This is a genomic window from Nocardia sp. NPDC003979 (genome assembly GCF_053605015.1).
Genome location: NZ_JBSGIJ010000002.1, coordinates 437,957 through 453,265 on the forward strand (window position 1 = coordinate 437,957; position 15,309 = coordinate 453,265).

A 15,309-nucleotide genomic window follows, 5' to 3' on the forward strand; every position below is an offset into this window, starting at 1 on the left:
GGCGCTTCGGGGTGCACCCGGTGGCCGATAGGCTGACCAACCGTGGATACCGCTTCGCTGACCGGCAAGGAACTCGCCGCCGCCATCAACGCCGACTCGAAACAGCGCGCCGCCGCGCTCACCGACGCGGGCACCGCGCCCACGTTGGCGCTGGTCGTCGCCAACGACGACCCGGCCAGCGCCTGGTACGTGAACTCCCTGCGCAAGGCCGCCGAACGGCTCGGCATCGCCTGCGAGAAGATCGATCTGGGCGCCGACGCGACCGCCGAGCGGATCCGCGCGGAACTCGATGCCCGCAGCGCCGACCCGGCCACCGACGCGATCATGCTGCAGACCCCGCTGCCCGCGGGCGTCAGCCTCGACGACGTGAGCTCCGCGATCGCCGCGAGCAAGGACGTCGACGGTGTGAGCCCGCTGTCACTCGGCCTGCTCGCCGCCGGTCTCGACGGGTTCGTCCCCGCCACCTCCGAGGCGGTCGTGGAGCTGCTGAAGCATCACTCGATCGCGTTGCAGGGCAAGCTCGTCACCGTGGTCGGCCGCTCCAACATCGTCGGCAAGCCGCTGGCGCAGCTGCTGCTCGCCGAGAACGCCACTGTCACGGTCGCGCACTCGCGCACCACCGACCTGGCCGCCGTCACCACGGCCGCCGACATCGTGGTCGCGGCCGCGGGACGGATCGGCCTGGTCACCGGCAAGCACATCCGTGAGGGCGCCGTGGTGATCGACGTGGGCACCAACGAGGCCGCCGACGGTGGCATCGTCGGTGACGTCGACGCCGCCTCGGTCGACGGCAAGGCCGCCGCCCTGAGCCCCGTGCCCGGTGGCGTCGGCCCGGTGACCACCGCGCTGCTCATGCGGCACGTGGTGGTCGCGGCCGAGAAGGCAAGGGGCTGAACACTTTCCGGAGCTAGCGGACCGGCCCGATCGAGGTGATCAGCGTTTTGGCGCCCACCTTGGTCGTGCCGACCAGCTGCGGGTTGTAGACGATCGGCACCTCGTCGGGGCGGTACTCGGTGATCGTCACGAAGTACTGTCCGGCGAACGCGCCCGGCGTGATGTCGAGGCAGTGCGTGGTACCGACCGGAATGGTGTCGATGCCCGACTGGATCTGCGCGCCCGTGGGCAGCGCGGCGTCACCGGCCACCAGCGTGCGCGCCTGATCGCCGGACCGTGCGACGTAGTAGGCGTGCTGGAAGGCCATGATGGCCGAGACTCCGCTGTCGGTTCCGCCTGGCCCGTTGCCACGCACGAGGCTGCCGACCTGCTCGGACGGGCAGTGCCCGACGCCGGGCGCGGGCGCGGCGACGGTCGACAGCGTGGTACTCGCCGACGTGGAAGCCGGTGCGGGACCACCGAATTGGAAGTATCCGACGCCGATCAGGACCGCCCCGGCCACCGACGCGGCGAGCGGAGCCGCCCACCGAGGTGTGCGCCGGCGCTTGGACCGGTCGATCATCCGCGCGAAAACCTCGTCGTCACCGTTGTAGTCGGGCGCCGGACGCGGCTCCCACTCCGCCGTATACCGATCCGACCAGCCGTCACCAGCACCAACTGGGGCAGCGGGCGATTCGGTCGGTGTCGCCGCCGCTTCCTGCCGGGCCGGCACGGTCGCCGCCGATTCGGACCAGCTCGACTCCGGCTCGGGCCGAGCCGATTCGGTCCACGTCGGTTCCTGCCGGGCCGATCCCGGTCGGGCCGATCGGTGCCGCCCGGGTTCAGCGGCCGATTCGGTCCGCTCGGATTCCTGCCGGGTTGCTTCCGGCCGAGTGGTTTCCGCTCGGGCCGAGTCGAACCACGACGACGCGGGCCAGGTCGATGCCGATCGTGCCGAGGTGGACGACTCCCATTCGCCCTGCGCGTCAGCCGGTTCGGGTGCGGGGAAGTCGGCGCCGACGATGGGCAGCTTGTCGGTGTCGGGCCCGTTGTTCGGCAAGATGAACGGCGTATCGACTTGGCCCGCACCGGGATCCATCGGCCCACCCACGATCGGGAGCCGATCGGTGGCGAAGGCGTCGCGTACGGGTACCGGAGCCGACAGCGAGACGACCGGAATACCCGCCGGCGTGGTCGGTCCGCCCTCTATCCGGTGCCGGGCACCGGTTCCCGAGGTGCCTGCCTCGCGGCTGCGGCGCCGTGGCAGGGCACCTCGGAGCGGAACACCAGCCGATCCCGGGTCCTGCTGTCGAGCCCCGATCGGTCTGCGCGCTTCCGGTCGATCCATCGCCCCACCTTCATCAGGCATCCGCCGTCAGGGAATGTCCCGCAACGATTTCATTACGGGCACGATACTGCCCTGACGCCGTGTTCGCCGAATGCGCGGGCGATGAGCGCGTCACCAGTGGATATAGACCTGGTCGCCGACACCGACGTTCTCGAAGTACCAGGCGGCGTTCTCGGGCGAGAGGTTGATGCAGCCGTGGCTCACGTTGGCGTAGCCCTGCGAGTCCACCGACCACGGCGCCGAGTGGACGTACACGCCACCCCACGTCAGGCGAACGGCGTACTCACCGTCGATGATGTAGCCCTCCGGATCCTCGAGCGGGATGCCGATGGTGCGTGAATCGAACACCACTGCGCGGTCCTTCTCCAGCACGGTGAAGGTGCCGGTGGGCGTCTCGAAACCCGGTTTGCCCATCGAAGCGGGCAGCACCCGCGTCTCCCCGTTAGCGGTCACCGTGAACGTGTGGTTGGACAGGTCGGCTTCGGCATAGGTGCCGCCGCCGTACTGGGTGCGCTGGCCTCCGATCAGGTCCGCGGACGCGGCTCCCGACCAGGACGCGGCCAGGAGGGCCGCCATGATCGCGACGAACAGAAAACGAAGTGCGTTTCGCATAAACGCCACCCCTTCGGTCACTCGTAGGCGTTTCCCGAGTCTAGGCGTCCATGATCAACTGGACCTCTCGAAGTGGTAACGGCCGAAGGGGTGATCGGAGTGTCGGCTTGTGCTCAGCCGCGCACTACGTGCAGGACCTGGGCGTGCAGGGCGTCGGCGCGCGCGGCGACGGTCTCCACCCGCAACAAGGCCGCTGCGAAATCGTCACCGAGTTCGGCGGGCAGCGAGGCCACGTTGATCTCGATATTGAGCTGCGAGCTGAACGCGGCGGCCCGGGCGGCGTCGGCGGCGGCCCCGATGTCGGTGACCACGTTCGGGTTGCCGATCGGCAGCAGTTCCCCTGCCAGGGAAAGGATTTCGTCGGCCTCGTCGACCACGGCGGCGGGCACCCGGGCGGCCTCGACGAGGGCGGCGTTGATCGCGGCGGTGCGCTCGGCGACCTGGTCGTCGGTGTCCTTGGGCAGCTTGTAGGCGGCGCCGACGGCGGTGAACGCGGCCGCGTCGGCATCGGCCAGCGCCAGCGAGCGGGCGCGGGCGGCGTCGGCGGCCTCGATGATCCGGTCGATCACCGGCCGGTTCTCGGCGTCCTTGGCCCGAGTGGTGTAGCGCGCGACCATCGCCACCAGTGCCGCGGCCTGGGCGACGTGCAGTGCGGCCACCGCGCCACCGCCGGGGGCGGGCACCTTGGCGGCCAGCTCCGACAGGTAGTGCTCCAGGGTCACGTCACCGAAGGAGGGTGCGGTCTGCTGCGGTGACACGGTGGGCTGCGACACGACGTGGTGGCCTTTCGACGGGGAGTGCTTCACTCTCAACGCTACCGCGCACCCTGCCCGACCAGCGAATGTAGGCACGGACCGACCGGTCGGGGTGCCCGAGTGGGCCGGGTCTATGTTGGGTGCATGCGGATCGGATTGAGCATCAACTACTCGGGCGGTTTCAAGGAGGTGGCGGCCGAGGTCGCCGACCTGGAACGGGCAGGCCTCGACGTCGTCTTCGTGCCGGAGGCGTACTCGTTCGACGCGGTGAGCGCGCTGGGCTTCCTGGCCGCGCGCACCGAGCGGGTGCAGCTGGCCTCGGGCATCCTGCAGCTCTACACCCGTACCCCCAGCCTCACCGCGATGACGGCGGCGGGCCTGGACTTCGTCTCCGACGGCCGGTTCATCCTCGGCATCGGCGCGTCCGGCCCGCAGGTGATCGAGGGCTTCCACGGTGTGCCCTACGACGCCCCGATCGGGCGCACCCGCGAGCTGATCGAGATCTGCCGCAAGGTGTGGCGCCGCGAGAAGCTCAACTACCAGGGCAAGTACTACCAGATCCCGCTGCCCGCCGACCGCGGCACCGGCCTGGGCAAAGAGCTCAAGCTCATCAATCACCCGGTGCGCGAGAACATTCCGGTGCTGCTGGCCGCGCTCGGCCCCAAGAACGTGGAACTGGCCGCCGAACTCGCCGAGGGCTGGCAGCCGATCTTCTTCCTGCCGGAGAAGGCGAACGATGTCTGGGGTGACGCGCTGGCCGCGGGCAAAGCCAAGCGCGATCCGTCGCTGGGCGACCTCGAGGTGTACGCCGGTCCCGCGCTGGCGATCGGCGAGAACGTCACGCCGCTGCTGGAGTTCGTGAAGCCGCACCTGGCGCTCTACATCGGCGGCATGGGCGCCAAGGGCAAGAACTTCTACCACACCCTCGCCACCAAGTACGGCTACGGCGAGGCCGCCGACCGCATCCAGGAGCTGTACCTGGCCGGCGACAAGCAGGCCGCCGCGGCCGCGGTGCCCGACGACCTGGTGCGCGATGTGTCGCTGATCGGGCCCGAGGGCTTCGTCAAGGACCGCATCGCCGCCTTCGCCGAGGCCGGTGTCACCACGCTCAACGTCACCCCGATCGCCGAGAACGCGGCGGGCCGGATCAAGCTGATCGAGCAGCTGCGCGGCCTCTGCTGACCCACCCACCGACGCGACGCGCCGCATCACGGGTAACCCCGGGATGCGGCGCGTCGCGTTGGGGACTAGGTGGTCATGACCGCAGCGACGCCAGGGCGTCGGCGAGGGTGGTGTGCATGGCGAACACCTGATCGAGGCTGGTCATCTTCAGCTGACGGCTGGTAGCCGGCCCGTCGGCGACCACCGCGATGGCGGTGTCGTCGCCCGCGCGTTGATGCGCGGCGACCAGCGTGGCCATGCCCGCCGAGGCGAGGAACCCGACCGCGGTCAGGTCGATCACCAGGGTCGCGGGCTTGTCGGCGAGGATGGCCTCGATGGCGGCGTCGAGGGCGGGCGCGGTCGCCAGGTCGACCTCACCGGTCACCGTCAGGACCGTGACGCCGTCGTGTACCGCCGTCGTGGTGGTCATCGTGTCCGTGAGTGGATAAGCGTCTCCGGGTGTGTTGGTCACCGATCAACAACACACAACTTCGCCCGAATACGCAAGCCGTTGCCCCGATCGCTGTCGCCGCACCGGTGCGCCACCGGGTGCCCGCGCCCCGGTCGTGACCGCCATCGATCCGGCGGAAACGGCGGCGTGCGGTGCGTCACGATCGACGGCGGATGGGCATCGTCGCGGCTCCCGCGCGGGGGTGGCCGCACCGACGGGCGCGGTCGTCGTACTGTGTGGGCGTGAACATCGATGTGACGCCGCTACCGGGAATCGGCGTGTGCAAGGACTTTCCGCTGGCGGAGGCTCGCCGCCGGATCGGCGTGGTCGAACACCCTGACGGCACTGTCGATCTGGTCGTCTCTCGCGCCGGTGACGCCGAGACGAAGACGTCGATTCCGTTGTCCAGCACCGAGATCGGTGTGCTGGCCGGGTTGCTCGGCGCGCCCCAGGTGGTGCAGAAGAAGGCCGACTCGCTCGGCATCGACGACCTGTCGACCAGGCAGTTCGCGATCGATCGCGGCAGCCCCTTCGACGGGCGCCCGTTGCGCGACACGGCCATGCGGACCCGCACCAAGGCCTCGGTGGTCGCGGTGGTCCGGGCGGGGGAGGTAACCCCGTCCCCGGGAACGGATTTCACCTTCGTCGCCGGTGATCTGGTGGTCGTCGTCGGTACCGGTAAGGGCCTGGAGGCCGCCGGAAAATTGCTCGATGAAGGCTGACGAGTCCTTGTCGATAGTAAAGAGAAGGTAAGGTATCGCCTAGCTGAGGTTAGGTGATCCCATGAATGTTGAAGTCACATCCCTGCCCGGAATCGGTGTCAGGAAAGAGTTCTCGCTGACCAAGGTGGCTCGGCGCATCGGCGTCGTCGACCACCGCGACGGTGGCACCGATCTGATCTTCACCAAGATCGACGACCCCGACACCACCGTGCAGGTCCCGCTCTCCGACGGCGAAGCGCGCACGCTCGCCAGCCTGCTCGGTGCCCCGCGACTCGTCGCGCAACTGCAGGAGGAACACCGCGATCTCGACGGTGTGAGCACCCGGTCGCTGCCGGTGCTGCCCGATTCGCCCTACGCGGGCCGCCGCCTCGGCGAAACGGAGATGCGGACCCGGACACTGGCCTCCATCGTCGCGGTGCTGCGGGCCGGTCAGGTCCATCCCTCGCCCGGACCGGAGTTCGGTTTCCTCGGAGGCGACATGGTCGTCATCGTCGGGACGACCGCCGGGCTCGACGCTGCCGCTTCGATCCTGTCCGACGGCTGAGCCCGTGCAGATCAGTGGAACAACGCTGGCGCTGATCCAGCTGGGGGCTGTGTTCTTCGGATTGGGTGTGCTCGGGCGCATCGCGGGCCGCATCGGCCTGTCACCCATTCCGCTCTATCTGCTCGGGGGCCTGCTCTTCGGCACCGGCGGCCTGATCGAGCTGCACGAGGTGGAGGAGTTCATCCACATCGCCAGCGAGATCGGTGTGGTGCTGCTGCTGTTGCTGCTCGGTTTGGAGTACACCGCGGGTGAATTGGTCACCGGCATGCGCAAATCGTGGATCGCCGGTCTGCTCGACCTGGTCCTCAATGCCACGCCGGGCGTGATCGTCGCGCTGTGGCTCGGGCTCGGACCGACCGGTGCCATCGCGATGGCGGGCGTCACCTACATCTCCTCCTCGGGCATCGTCGCCAAGGTGCTCAACGACCTGGGCAGGCTCGGTAACCGCGAGACACCGGTGGTGCTGTCGATCCTGGTGTTCGAGGACCTGGCGATGGCGATCTACCTGCCGGTGCTCACCGCCGTGCTGGCGGGTGTCGGCTTCATGGCCGGGCTCACCACCGTCGGTATCGCGCTGGTCGCGGTGACGCTGGTGCTCATCGTCGCGCTGAAGTACGGCCGGTACGTGTCGGCGATCGTGGCCAGCGAGGACCGCGAGATCTTCCTGCTCAAACTGCTCGGTTCGGCGCTGCTGGTGGCCGGTGTCGCCTCGGCGGTGCAGGTGTCGGCGGCGGTCGGCGCGTTCCTGCTCGGCATCGCGATCTCGGGGGCGACCGCGCACGAGGCGACCAAGATCCTCGAACCCCTGCGCGACCTGTTCGCCGCCATGTTCTTCGTCCTGTTCGGCTTGAGCACCGATCCGGCGACCATCCCACCGGTTCTCGGCTGGGCGGTCCTGCTGGTCGTGGTCACCACCGTGACGAAGCTGTACACCGGCTGGTGGGCGGCCAAGCGCGCGGGCGCCTCCCAACTGGGCCGGGCTCGCGCGGGTGCTGCCCTGGTCGCGCGCGGCGAGTTCTCCATCGTCATCGCGGGCCTCGCCGTCGCCGCGGGCGCGGTACCCGACAGCTTCGCCGCCCTGGCCACCACGTACGTGCTGCTGATGGCCGTGATGGGACCGATCGCGGCGCGCGTGGTCGAACCGGTGGTCCGGGCGACCGTCGGGCGCAAGGCGAAGGTGCGCATCGATCCGAACGCGGAATGATTCACGGCTCGATCAGACCTGAGCGGATCGCGTAGCGGGTCAGGTCGAGCCGGTCACGCAGGCCGAGTTTCTGCAGGATATTGGCGCGGTGGCGGTCGACGGTCTTCACACTGATGACCAGTTCGGCCGCCACCTCCCGTGCCGAATACCCTTCGGCGATCAGCTTGAGCACCTCCTCTTCGCGGGCGGTCAGAATGGTCTCGGGCAGTCGTCCGCCCTGGCGGGCCAGGTGCAGATAGTCGCGGACCAGGGCGGTCACCGCACCCGGGTACAGGAACGACTCGCCACGCATCGTCGCCCGGCAGGCCTCGATGAGGTCGCGGTCGGCGACCGATTTGAGCACGTACCCGGAGGCGCCCGCCTTGAGCGACTCGAAGAAGTACTGCTCGTTGTCGTACATCGACAGCATCAGCATGCGGACACCCGGATGCGCGCGGGTGATCTCGCGCGCCGCCTGGATGCCGGTCATCCTCGGCATCGCGATATCGAGGATCACCAGGTCGACGGCTTCGCCGGCGAGGGCGGTCACCGCGTCGTAGCCGTTGGCCGCCTCGGCGACCACGGTGAGGTCGGGTTCGTTGTCGAGGATCAGCCGTAGTCCGCTGCGTACCAGGGCGTGGTCGTCGGCGAGCAGGATCCGGGTGGGGGCGCTCATACCGGTTCTCCGACGTGTGCCTCGCGGTGAACCGGGACGACCAGTTCGACTGTGGTGCCGGCGTCCTCGGACGCGGTGATCGTGAGCGTCGCGTCGACGAGCATGGCGCGTTCGCGCATCCCCCGGATTCCGGCGCCCTCGGTGACCACCCCGCCACACCCGTTGTCGTGCACGCGAAGCACCACGGAGTCGTCGTGGCCGGCGAGGCGCAGGCTCACCTGGTCGGCACCCGAGTGGCGCAGCACGTTGGTCAGGCTCTCCTGGGCGATGCGGTAGCAGACGAGTTCGACCGCGGGGTCGAGCCTGCTGATCGACGGGTCGACCTCGCGGTGCACGGAAATGCCCGCGCTGCGGGTGAATTCGTGGCACAGCGCGGTGACGGCGCTGTGCAGCCCGAGGTCGTCGAGCACATCGGGCCGCAATCGTGACGCGATACCGCGCACCTCGTCGAGACATCCGCGCACCGTTTCCTGCGCGTCGGTCACCTCGTCCCGCAATCCCTCCGGCGCGCGGTCCACGACCCGTTTCAGCCGCAACAACGCCACGGTCAGGCTCTGGCCGATCTCGTCGTGCAGTTCGCGCGCGATCCGCTGACGCTCACCTTCCTGTGCGGCGAGCGCCGTGGCTCCGGCCGCCGATCGCTCGGCCTCGAGCCGGTCGAGCATCGCGTTGAAGGTCTCGATCAGCCGGTGGAAGTCCCCACTGGCGCGCCGGTCGAAACGCGCCGCGCGCCGTGGCGGGTCGACGCGGCGCATGGCCGTGACCAGTTCGTCGAGGGGCGCCAGGCTGGTGCGCAACGCCAGCGCGTTGGCGGTGAGGATCACCGCGAGGCCGATCACCAGCACCGGCACCTCGGTCAAACGCAGCCGGGCCGACACGGTGGCCGGGGAGAGCGCGAGGATCAGCGTGCCGAGCGTGAACACCACACCGTTGAGCAGGCAGATCCGCCAGAACAGCGCCGTCACCGGCGTGCGCTGATCCCGTCCTGCTCGCACCCTCGCGAGACCCTTCATAGCTCCCAGCATGCTGACCCGCCCGGTCGCTGTCCATCGGGTGCGACACCCATCCGCGCGTGCGCACGACCGCCGGACGGGTGTCGGAAATGGGTGCCGGCGCCGATGGTCGCCGCCCCGAGCGCGCACCAGACTCGAATCCGCACGCACTCGACCGTGTCAGGGGAAGGACCGCCCGGGATGGATACCGACAGGACGACGATCCCCGGAACCGGGGTGCTGCACCATTTCCGCACCGGTCGCGGCATCGACTTCGCGCTGCTCACCGAGTCGTCCGGCGGTCGCAGGCTGCTCGTGTACGCCCCCGGCAGTGACGAGCCGTGCGTCGATCTCGTGCTCGAACCCGAGGAAGCCGACCACGTGGCCGAGCTGATGCACACCCGTCCCCTCGCCGATCGGTTGACCAGGCTCGAGCAGCGGGTCGATCGGCTCGCCGGAAAGCGGGCCGAGCCGTGAGCACCGTCGAATCACCCCGGAGCCGAGCCATGCGCGCACGCGATATCGCGATGAACCTGCCGACCGTCCGCATCACCGACCCGGTGGCCCGTGCGGTGCGGGTGATGGTCGTCAACCGTTTGCCCGGCCTGGTCGTGGTCGACGCCCAGGACCGACCGGTGGCCGTGTTGCCCGGCACCCAGGTGCTGCGCCTGGCGATTCCGGCGTCGTATCAGGACGACACGACCCTGGTCCGCACGATCGACGAGGTGCACGCCGACCTGTTCTGGCAGGAACCAGGCAGCCTCACCGTCGGTGATTGCCTGGCCGACGGAGCCCCACGACCGGCCACCGTGACCCCGGATGCCACGCTGCTCGAGATCGCGATCCTGATGGCGCGCAAGCACAGTCCGCTCATCGCGGTCGTGGACCGGGCCCGCACCCTGTGCGGGGCGATCACCCTCGAACGGTTGCTGACCAGTCTCGCCCTCGCCGGCCCCGGCGACTGATCGGCGACGACGATGGCCGCCGTCCTCGCCGTGACCATCTTCGTGGTGGCGTTCTTCTTCATCGCCACGGAGCGTGTCGACAAGGTGAAGACCGTGCTGATCGCCGCCGGCCTGATGGCGGTGCTCGGGCTGATCCCCGGCGAGCAGGTGTTCTTCTCGCCGCACGCGGGCATCGACTGGAACGTCATCTTCCTGCTGCTCGGCATGATGATCATCGTCGGCGTCGTCAAGCAGACGGGGCTGTTCGACTACCTGGCGATCTGGTCGGCCAAGCGCTCGCGCGGCAATCCCTACCGGCTGATGGTGATGCTCATGCTGATCACGGCCGTGGCCTCACCGTTCCTCGACAATGTCACCATCATCATGCTGGTCGCCCCGGTGACGCTGGTGGTGTGCCGCAGGCTCGGTATCAGCGCCCAGCCCTTCCTGATCGCGGAGGTGCTCGCCGCCAACATCGGTGGCGCGGCGACCCTGATCGGCGACCCGCCCAACATCATCATCGCCAGCCGGGCGGGGCTGAGCTTCAACGACTTCCTGGTGCACATGGCTCCGGTCGTGGTGCTGGTCTTCGCCCTGTTCGTGTTGTTCACGCGGGTGTTGTTCCGTTCGGCGCTGCGTACCGATCCGGCCTCGGTCGAGGCCGTGCTCGCCTTGCAAGAGCGGCGCGCGATCCGTGACCCGAGACTGCTCGTGCGGTCTTTGATCGTGCTGGCCGCGGTGGTGGCCGGGTTCTGCCTGCACAGCGTGGTGCACGTGGCGCCGTCGGTGATCGCACTCGTGGGTGCGGGGGTGATGGTGCTGGTGTCCGGGCTCGACATCGGGGACATCCTGCACGAAGTGGAATGGCCGACGCTGGTGTTCTTCATGGGCCTGTTCGTGATGGTCGCCGGCCTGGTGCACACCGGGGTGATCGCCGCGGTCGGCGCGGCGGCGAGCGCATGGGTCGGCGACGACTATTTCCTCGCCGCCACCGCACTCGTCTTCGGGTCCGCGCTGCTCGGTGCGTTCGTGGACAACATCCCGTATACCGCGACCATGGCACCGGTCGTGGAGGGCATCGTGGCGGATGCCCCCGACCCCGAGACCGGGCGCTCGCTGTGGTGGGCGTTCGCGCTCGGCGCCGACTTCGGCGGCAACGGCACGGCGATCGCGGCCAGCGCCAATGTCGTCGCGCTCGGCATCGCCGCGCGGGCGGGCCAGCGAATCAGCTTCTGGCAGTTCACGAAATACGGCGCGGTCGTCACTGTGTTCAGCTGCGTCATCGCCTGGGCCTACGTCGGTGTGCGCTACTTCTGAGGGACGCGCCGGGTGACGAGGCGGTGCAGGAGTCGGGCGGCGGTGCGGGCGGTGCGGTTGTCGATATCGAGCGCCGGGTTGAGTTCGGCGACGTCGGCGACCACGAGTTTGCCGCTCGTGGCGACCTGGTCGCAGACGGCTTGGACGATGGGCAGCGCGACACCGAACGCGGCGGGCGCACTGACACCCGGTGCGACCGCGGCGGGCAGGACGTCGAGATCGATCGTGAGATACAGCAGGTCGATGTCGGCGAGGAAGTCCGTGACGAAGGCTTGCGCACGCTCGGCGGTGCAGTCGTCGTCGAGCAGATAGCGCACGCCGAACCGAGCGGCGGTGTCGAACAGGATCGTCGTGTTGGCCGGCTGGCTGATCCCGAGCACCGCGTACCGCACGTCGGCGCCGGATTCGAGGATCTGCCGGAACGGGGTTCCCGAGCTGGGTACCGGGTCCGGACGCAGATCGAAATGCGCGTCCAGATTCAGGATTCCGATGGTGGCGGCCCTGGCGCACTCGGCACCTGCCAGGCCGAGGTAGGTGCCGAAGGCGACCTCGTGGCCGCCTCCGAGCACGATCGGGAAGGCACCCGCGTCGAGCAGCGCGGTCACGGTGTCGCCGAGCCTGCGCTGGCCGTCCTCGAGCCGCTGATCGGTGACCGCGATCGTGCCCGCGTCGAAGGCGCGCAGCGGGGCAGGCAGCGCCATCGGCGAGAGCGCGCGGCGCAGGGCGTCGGGCCCGTCGACGGCGCCCGGCCGACCCTTGTTGCGGCGCACGCCTTCGTCACTGGCGAAGCCGACGAACACGCAGGCGCCGGGGTCGACGCCGGGTTCATAGGGTGCGACGGCCTGATGCCAGCGCAGATGCTCGGGTGCCGTGCCGTCGACGCGGCCGGTCCAGGAAGTCATGGGGGACACCTCAATTCGATGCGAGCACGCCGCCGCGCCACACCTGGCGCACGAGCGGAACGCCGGGACGGTAGGCCAGATGCAGATGTGACGGCGCGTCCAACGCGACGGCGTCGGCCCGCATACCGGGGGAGAGGGCGCCGATATCGCCGCGCCGCAACGCTTTCGCCCCACCCGCGGTCGCCGCCCAGACCGCCTCGTCCGGTGTCATGTGCAGCTCACGCACGGCCAGGGCGATACAGAACGGCAGGCTGGTGGTGTAGCTCGTGCCCGGGTTGCAGTCGGCGCCGAGGGCAACGGTGACCCCGGCGTCGAGCAGCGCACGCGCGTCGGGATAGCTGTTGCGCGTGCAGAAGTCGGCGCTGGGCAGCAGCGTCGCCACGGTGTCGCTGTTCGCGAGCGCGTCGATATCGGCGGCGCCGACGTGGGCGACGTGATCGACCGACGCGGCCCCCAGTTCGACGGCGAGCTGCACGCCCGGCCCCTGGTGCAGCTGATTGCCGTGCACGCGCGGCACCAGCCCGTGCGCGATGCCCGCACTGAGGACGGCATGCGACTGGTCCCGGTCGAAGGCGCCCTGCTCGCAGAACACGTCGATCCACCGGGCCTCGGGCGCGCAACGCGGAATCATCTCCGCACACACCATGGCCACGTAATCGTCCGTGCGCCCGGCGTATTCGGGCGGCGGGACGTGCGCGGCAAGCAAGGTCACCTCGTCGGTGTGGCGGGCCGCGATGCGCACGCTGCGCCATTCGTCGTCCACGGTCTGGCCGTAACCGCTCTTGATCTCGACCGTGGTGCTGCCTGCCCGCAGCGACTCGGCGAGCAGCCGGCGCACGGTCGCGTCGAGTTGCTCGTCGGTCGCCGCGCGCGTCGCCGCGATCGTCGTGCGGATGCCACCCGCGCCGTAGGGACGGCCGGACATGCGCGCGGCGAACTCCTCGGCACGGTCACCGGCGAAGACCAGATGCGAATGCGACTCGACGAAACCGGGCAGCACCGCGCGACCGTCGAGGTCGACCGCCTGATCGGCAGCGGGTGCGTCGGCGCTGTCACCCACCCACACCACCTGCGCGTCGTCGAAGACGACGGCCGCGTCGCGGCGCAACCCGAGCGGGCCGTCCCCGAGAGCCGGGTCGTTGGTGACGAGGGTGCCGATATCGCGCAGCACGGTGGTTGGCACGGGTTGTCCTCCTGGCGGGGGGCTGTGCGGTGGATCACGCCCGCTATGTATATGCCTGTCTATACAGGATAGTCAAGCGCTACGGTGCCAGGCAGTAACTGGCCATTGACACGGCTGTATAGACAGGCATATACATGTGGAGGTCGTTGTGACCGGCCCCACAGGCGAAGAGACCCGGCATCACCGGCGACCCTGCGCCCTTTCCGATCCCGGGAGAATGGTTTGAACAAGCCCGCCGCCGCGCTCACCCGCGGCCTCACCGCCCGCCATATCCGTTTCATCGCGCTCGGTTCGGCCATCGGCACCGGCCTGTTCTACGGGTCCGCCGAGGCGATCCACCGGGCAGGTCCCTCGGTGCTGCTGGCGTATCTGATCGGCGGCGCCGCCGTGTTCCTCGTGCTGCGGGCGCTGGGTGAGATGGCGGTGAGCAATCCGGTCGCGGGCTCGTTCGGTGAATACGCCAGCCAGCACCTCGGCCCGCTCGCGGGCTTCTTCACCGGCTGGACCTACACCTTCGAAATGCTCATCGTGTGCCTGGCCGACGTCACCGCGTTCGGTGTGTACATGGGGTTCTGGTACCCGGACGTGCCACGCTGGATCTGGGTGCTCTCGGTCATCTTCTTCATCGGCGCGATCAACCTGCTCAGCGTGAAGGTCTTCGGTGAGGTGGAGTTCTGGTTCAGCCTGGTCAAGATCGTGGCCATCGTGGCGATGATCGCCGGCGGTATCGCCGTGCTGATCTTCGGCTTCGGCCTCCACGACACCAGCGCGGGCGTGCAGAACCTGTGGGCCGACGGCGGCTTCTTCGCCACCGGAATCGGCGGCTTCATCGCCTGCTTCGCCATCGTGATGTTCGCCTTCGGCGGTACCGAGATCATCGGCATCACCGCGGGCGAGGCCGAGAATCCGCAGCGCACCATCCCGCGCGCGATCAACACCGTGCCGGTGCGCATCATCGTGTTCTACGTGCTCACCCTCGCGGTGATCATGGCGATCGACTCGTGGCGCACCATCGGCGACGAGGGCAGCCCGTTCGTGCAGATCTTCCAGAGCCTGGGCCTCGGGCCCGCCGCGGCGGTGCTCAATGTCGTGGTCATCACGGCCGCGCTGTCGGCGGTCAACAGCGACATCTTCGGTGCGGGCCGGATGATGTACGGCATGGCCCAGCGGGGCCAGGCGCCCGCGGCGATGAAGCGGGTCTCGCGCAACGGGGTGCCGTGGATGACGGTGGTCATCATGACCGTCACCCTGCTGGTGGGCGTACTGCTGAACTACCTGATCCCCGACAAGGTGTTCCTGGTGATCGCCTCGATCGCTACTTTCGCCACCATCTTCGTCTGGCTGATGATCCTGCTCGCGCACCTGCGCTCGCGGCGCGGCATGAGCCCCGAACAGGTCGCCGCACTGAAGTTCCCGGTGCCGCTGTGGCCCTACGGCCAGCTGATCACCATCGCGTTCCTGGTGTTCGTGATCGGGGTGATCGCCTTCGATGCCGACAGCCGGGTGGCCCTGGTGGTGGGTGTGGTGTGGCTCGCGCTGCTCGGTATCGCCTACCGCCTGTGGGTGCGGCCCGCGACCGCCGAACCCGAACCGGTCGCCGTACCGGCCGACGTCGCCTGAAGTTGCTTGTCCTGCAAGCTTATTCG

At 69.1% G+C, this 15,309-nt stretch carries 16 protein-coding genes and 1 pseudogene; 9 read left to right on the forward strand and 8 right to left on the reverse strand.

Going from position 1 to position 15,309, the window contains the following annotated elements; all coding sequences use genetic code 11:
- The first annotated feature begins 42 nt into the window (after positions 1–42).
- Positions 43–894, forward strand: a complete 852-nt coding sequence (locus tag ACWEVR_RS05635; RefSeq protein WP_452465971.1) for a bifunctional 5,10-methylenetetrahydrofolate dehydrogenase/5,10-methenyltetrahydrofolate cyclohydrolase — start codon at positions 43–45, stop codon at positions 892–894.
- A 13-nt stretch (positions 895–907) separates the two neighbouring features.
- Here the strand turns inward: ACWEVR_RS05635 and ACWEVR_RS05640 are convergent, their stop codons facing one another.
- From ACWEVR_RS05640 to ACWEVR_RS05650, 3 genes and pseudogenes are all read right to left on the reverse strand, one after another.
- On the reverse strand, positions 908–2,221 hold the full coding sequence (locus tag ACWEVR_RS05640; protein WP_452465972.1) for a hypothetical protein: 1,314 nt from the start codon (positions 2,219–2,221) through the stop codon (positions 908–910).
- Between the two features lie 111 nt (positions 2,222–2,332).
- Positions 2,333–2,716, reverse strand: a pseudogene (locus ACWEVR_RS05645) (L,D-transpeptidase); the annotation flags it as partial.
- A gap of 230 nt (positions 2,717–2,946) precedes the next feature.
- Positions 2,947–3,606: a cyclodeaminase/cyclohydrolase family protein gene (locus tag ACWEVR_RS05650; protein WP_452465973.1), complete on the reverse strand. Its 660-nt coding sequence runs from the start codon at positions 3,604–3,606 to the stop codon at positions 2,947–2,949.
- Positions 3,607–3,732: 126 nt separating this feature from the next.
- Here ACWEVR_RS05650 and ACWEVR_RS05655 point away from each other — a divergent pair, with 126 nt between their 5' ends.
- Positions 3,733–4,770 carry an LLM class F420-dependent oxidoreductase gene (locus tag ACWEVR_RS05655; RefSeq protein ID WP_067491994.1) on the forward strand — a complete coding sequence of 346 codons (1,038 nt, stop codon included), beginning with the start codon at positions 3,733–3,735 and terminating at the stop codon, positions 4,768–4,770.
- A 73-nt stretch (positions 4,771–4,843) separates the two neighbouring features.
- Here the strand turns inward: ACWEVR_RS05655 and ACWEVR_RS05660 are convergent, their stop codons facing one another.
- Positions 4,844–5,179, reverse strand: coding sequence for an STAS domain-containing protein (locus tag ACWEVR_RS05660; protein ID WP_067492179.1), 336 nt, complete (start codon positions 5,177–5,179; stop codon positions 4,844–4,846).
- Between the two features lie 263 nt (positions 5,180–5,442).
- Between ACWEVR_RS05660 and ACWEVR_RS05665 the strand changes: the two genes are divergently transcribed.
- From ACWEVR_RS05665 to ACWEVR_RS05675, 3 genes are all read left to right on the forward strand, one after another.
- On the forward strand, positions 5,443–5,922 hold the full coding sequence (locus tag ACWEVR_RS05665) for a cation:proton antiporter regulatory subunit (protein WP_452465974.1): 480 nt from the start codon (positions 5,443–5,445) through the stop codon (positions 5,920–5,922).
- Between the two features lie 61 nt (positions 5,923–5,983).
- Positions 5,984–6,466 (forward strand): cation:proton antiporter regulatory subunit, encoded by a 483-nt coding sequence (locus ACWEVR_RS05670; RefSeq protein WP_067491996.1) that lies wholly within the window; start codon positions 5,984–5,986, stop codon positions 6,464–6,466.
- Positions 6,467–6,476: 10 nt separating this feature from the next.
- A complete protein-coding gene (locus ACWEVR_RS05675; protein WP_452466161.1) occupies positions 6,477–7,670 on the forward strand; it encodes a cation:proton antiporter in 1,194 nt (397 codons plus the stop codon).
- A gap of 1 nt (position 7,671) precedes the next feature.
- Here ACWEVR_RS05675 and ACWEVR_RS05680 read toward each other — a convergent pair whose 3' ends face one another.
- Positions 7,672–8,325 (reverse strand): response regulator transcription factor, encoded by a 654-nt coding sequence (locus ACWEVR_RS05680; RefSeq protein ID WP_357146368.1) that lies wholly within the window; start codon positions 8,323–8,325, stop codon positions 7,672–7,674.
- Positions 8,322–9,338, reverse strand: coding sequence for a histidine kinase (locus ACWEVR_RS05685; RefSeq protein ID WP_452465975.1), 1,017 nt, complete (start codon positions 9,336–9,338; stop codon positions 8,322–8,324). Before ACWEVR_RS05685 ends, ACWEVR_RS05680 begins: the two co-directional genes overlap by 4 nt.
- A 180-nt stretch (positions 9,339–9,518) precedes the next feature.
- On the opposite strand from ACWEVR_RS05685, the gene ACWEVR_RS05690 reads away from it, so the two are divergent.
- The 3 genes from ACWEVR_RS05690 to ACWEVR_RS05700 are packed head-to-tail and all read left to right on the forward strand — an operon-like array spanning position 9,519 to position 11,578.
- The gene (locus tag ACWEVR_RS05690) at positions 9,519–9,794 is read left to right on the forward strand and encodes a hypothetical protein (protein ID WP_452465976.1); all 276 of its coding nucleotides are present in this window, start codon (positions 9,519–9,521) and stop codon (positions 9,792–9,794) included.
- A 29-nt stretch (positions 9,795–9,823) separates the two neighbouring features.
- Positions 9,824–10,282, forward strand: a complete 459-nt coding sequence (locus ACWEVR_RS05695) for a CBS domain-containing protein (RefSeq protein WP_452465977.1) — start codon at positions 9,824–9,826, stop codon at positions 10,280–10,282.
- 12 nt (positions 10,283–10,294) lie between these two features.
- Positions 10,295–11,578, forward strand: a complete 1,284-nt coding sequence (locus tag ACWEVR_RS05700) for an SLC13 family permease (protein ID WP_452465978.1) — start codon at positions 10,295–10,297, stop codon at positions 11,576–11,578.
- On the opposite strand, the gene hutG is transcribed toward ACWEVR_RS05700, so the two are convergent.
- Together hutG and hutI are read right to left on the reverse strand one after the other, a co-directional pair.
- Entirely contained in the window at positions 11,569–12,480 is a 912-nt protein-coding gene (hutG, locus tag ACWEVR_RS05705; protein ID WP_452465979.1) for a formimidoylglutamase, read from the reverse strand. The two genes, ACWEVR_RS05700 and hutG, sit on opposite strands and share 10 nt — an antisense overlap.
- A 10-nt stretch (positions 12,481–12,490) precedes the next feature.
- Positions 12,491–13,663 (reverse strand): imidazolonepropionase, encoded by a 1,173-nt coding sequence (gene hutI / locus ACWEVR_RS05710; protein WP_452465980.1) that lies wholly within the window; start codon positions 13,661–13,663, stop codon positions 12,491–12,493.
- 222 nt (positions 13,664–13,885) lie between these two features.
- Here hutI and ACWEVR_RS05715 point away from each other — a divergent pair, with 222 nt between their 5' ends.
- Positions 13,886–15,283, forward strand: a complete 1,398-nt coding sequence (locus tag ACWEVR_RS05715; protein ID WP_452465981.1) for an amino acid permease — start codon at positions 13,886–13,888, stop codon at positions 15,281–15,283.
- Positions 15,284–15,309 lie beyond the last annotated feature (26 nt).

Bases quoted from the DNA above. Each gene is read 5' to 3' on its own strand.
- ACWEVR_RS05640 (WP_452465972.1), bottom strand. From the start codon at position 2,221: ATGGATCGACCGGAAGCGCGCAGACCGATCGGGGCTCGACAGCAGGAC.
- ACWEVR_RS05655 (WP_067491994.1), top strand. From the start codon at position 3,733: ATGCGGATCGGATTGAGCATCAACTACTCGGGCGGTTTCAAGGAGGTG.
- ACWEVR_RS05660 (WP_067492179.1), bottom strand. From the start codon at position 5,179: ATGACCACCACGACGGCGGTACACGACGGCGTCACGGTCCTGACGGTG.
- ACWEVR_RS05670 (WP_067491996.1), top strand. From the start codon at position 5,984: ATGAATGTTGAAGTCACATCCCTGCCCGGAATCGGTGTCAGGAAAGAG.
- ACWEVR_RS05680 (WP_357146368.1), bottom strand. From the start codon at position 8,325: ATGAGCGCCCCCACCCGGATCCTGCTCGCCGACGACCACGCCCTGGTA.
- ACWEVR_RS05685 (WP_452465975.1), bottom strand. From the start codon at position 9,338: ATGAAGGGTCTCGCGAGGGTGCGAGCAGGACGGGATCAGCGCACGCCG.
- ACWEVR_RS05690 (WP_452465976.1), top strand. From the start codon at position 9,519: ATGGATACCGACAGGACGACGATCCCCGGAACCGGGGTGCTGCACCAT.
- ACWEVR_RS05695 (WP_452465977.1), top strand. From the start codon at position 9,824: ATGCGCGCACGCGATATCGCGATGAACCTGCCGACCGTCCGCATCACC.
- ACWEVR_RS05700 (WP_452465978.1), top strand. From the start codon at position 10,295: ATGGCCGCCGTCCTCGCCGTGACCATCTTCGTGGTGGCGTTCTTCTTC.
- hutG (WP_452465979.1), bottom strand. From the start codon at position 12,480: ATGACTTCCTGGACCGGCCGCGTCGACGGCACGGCACCCGAGCATCTG.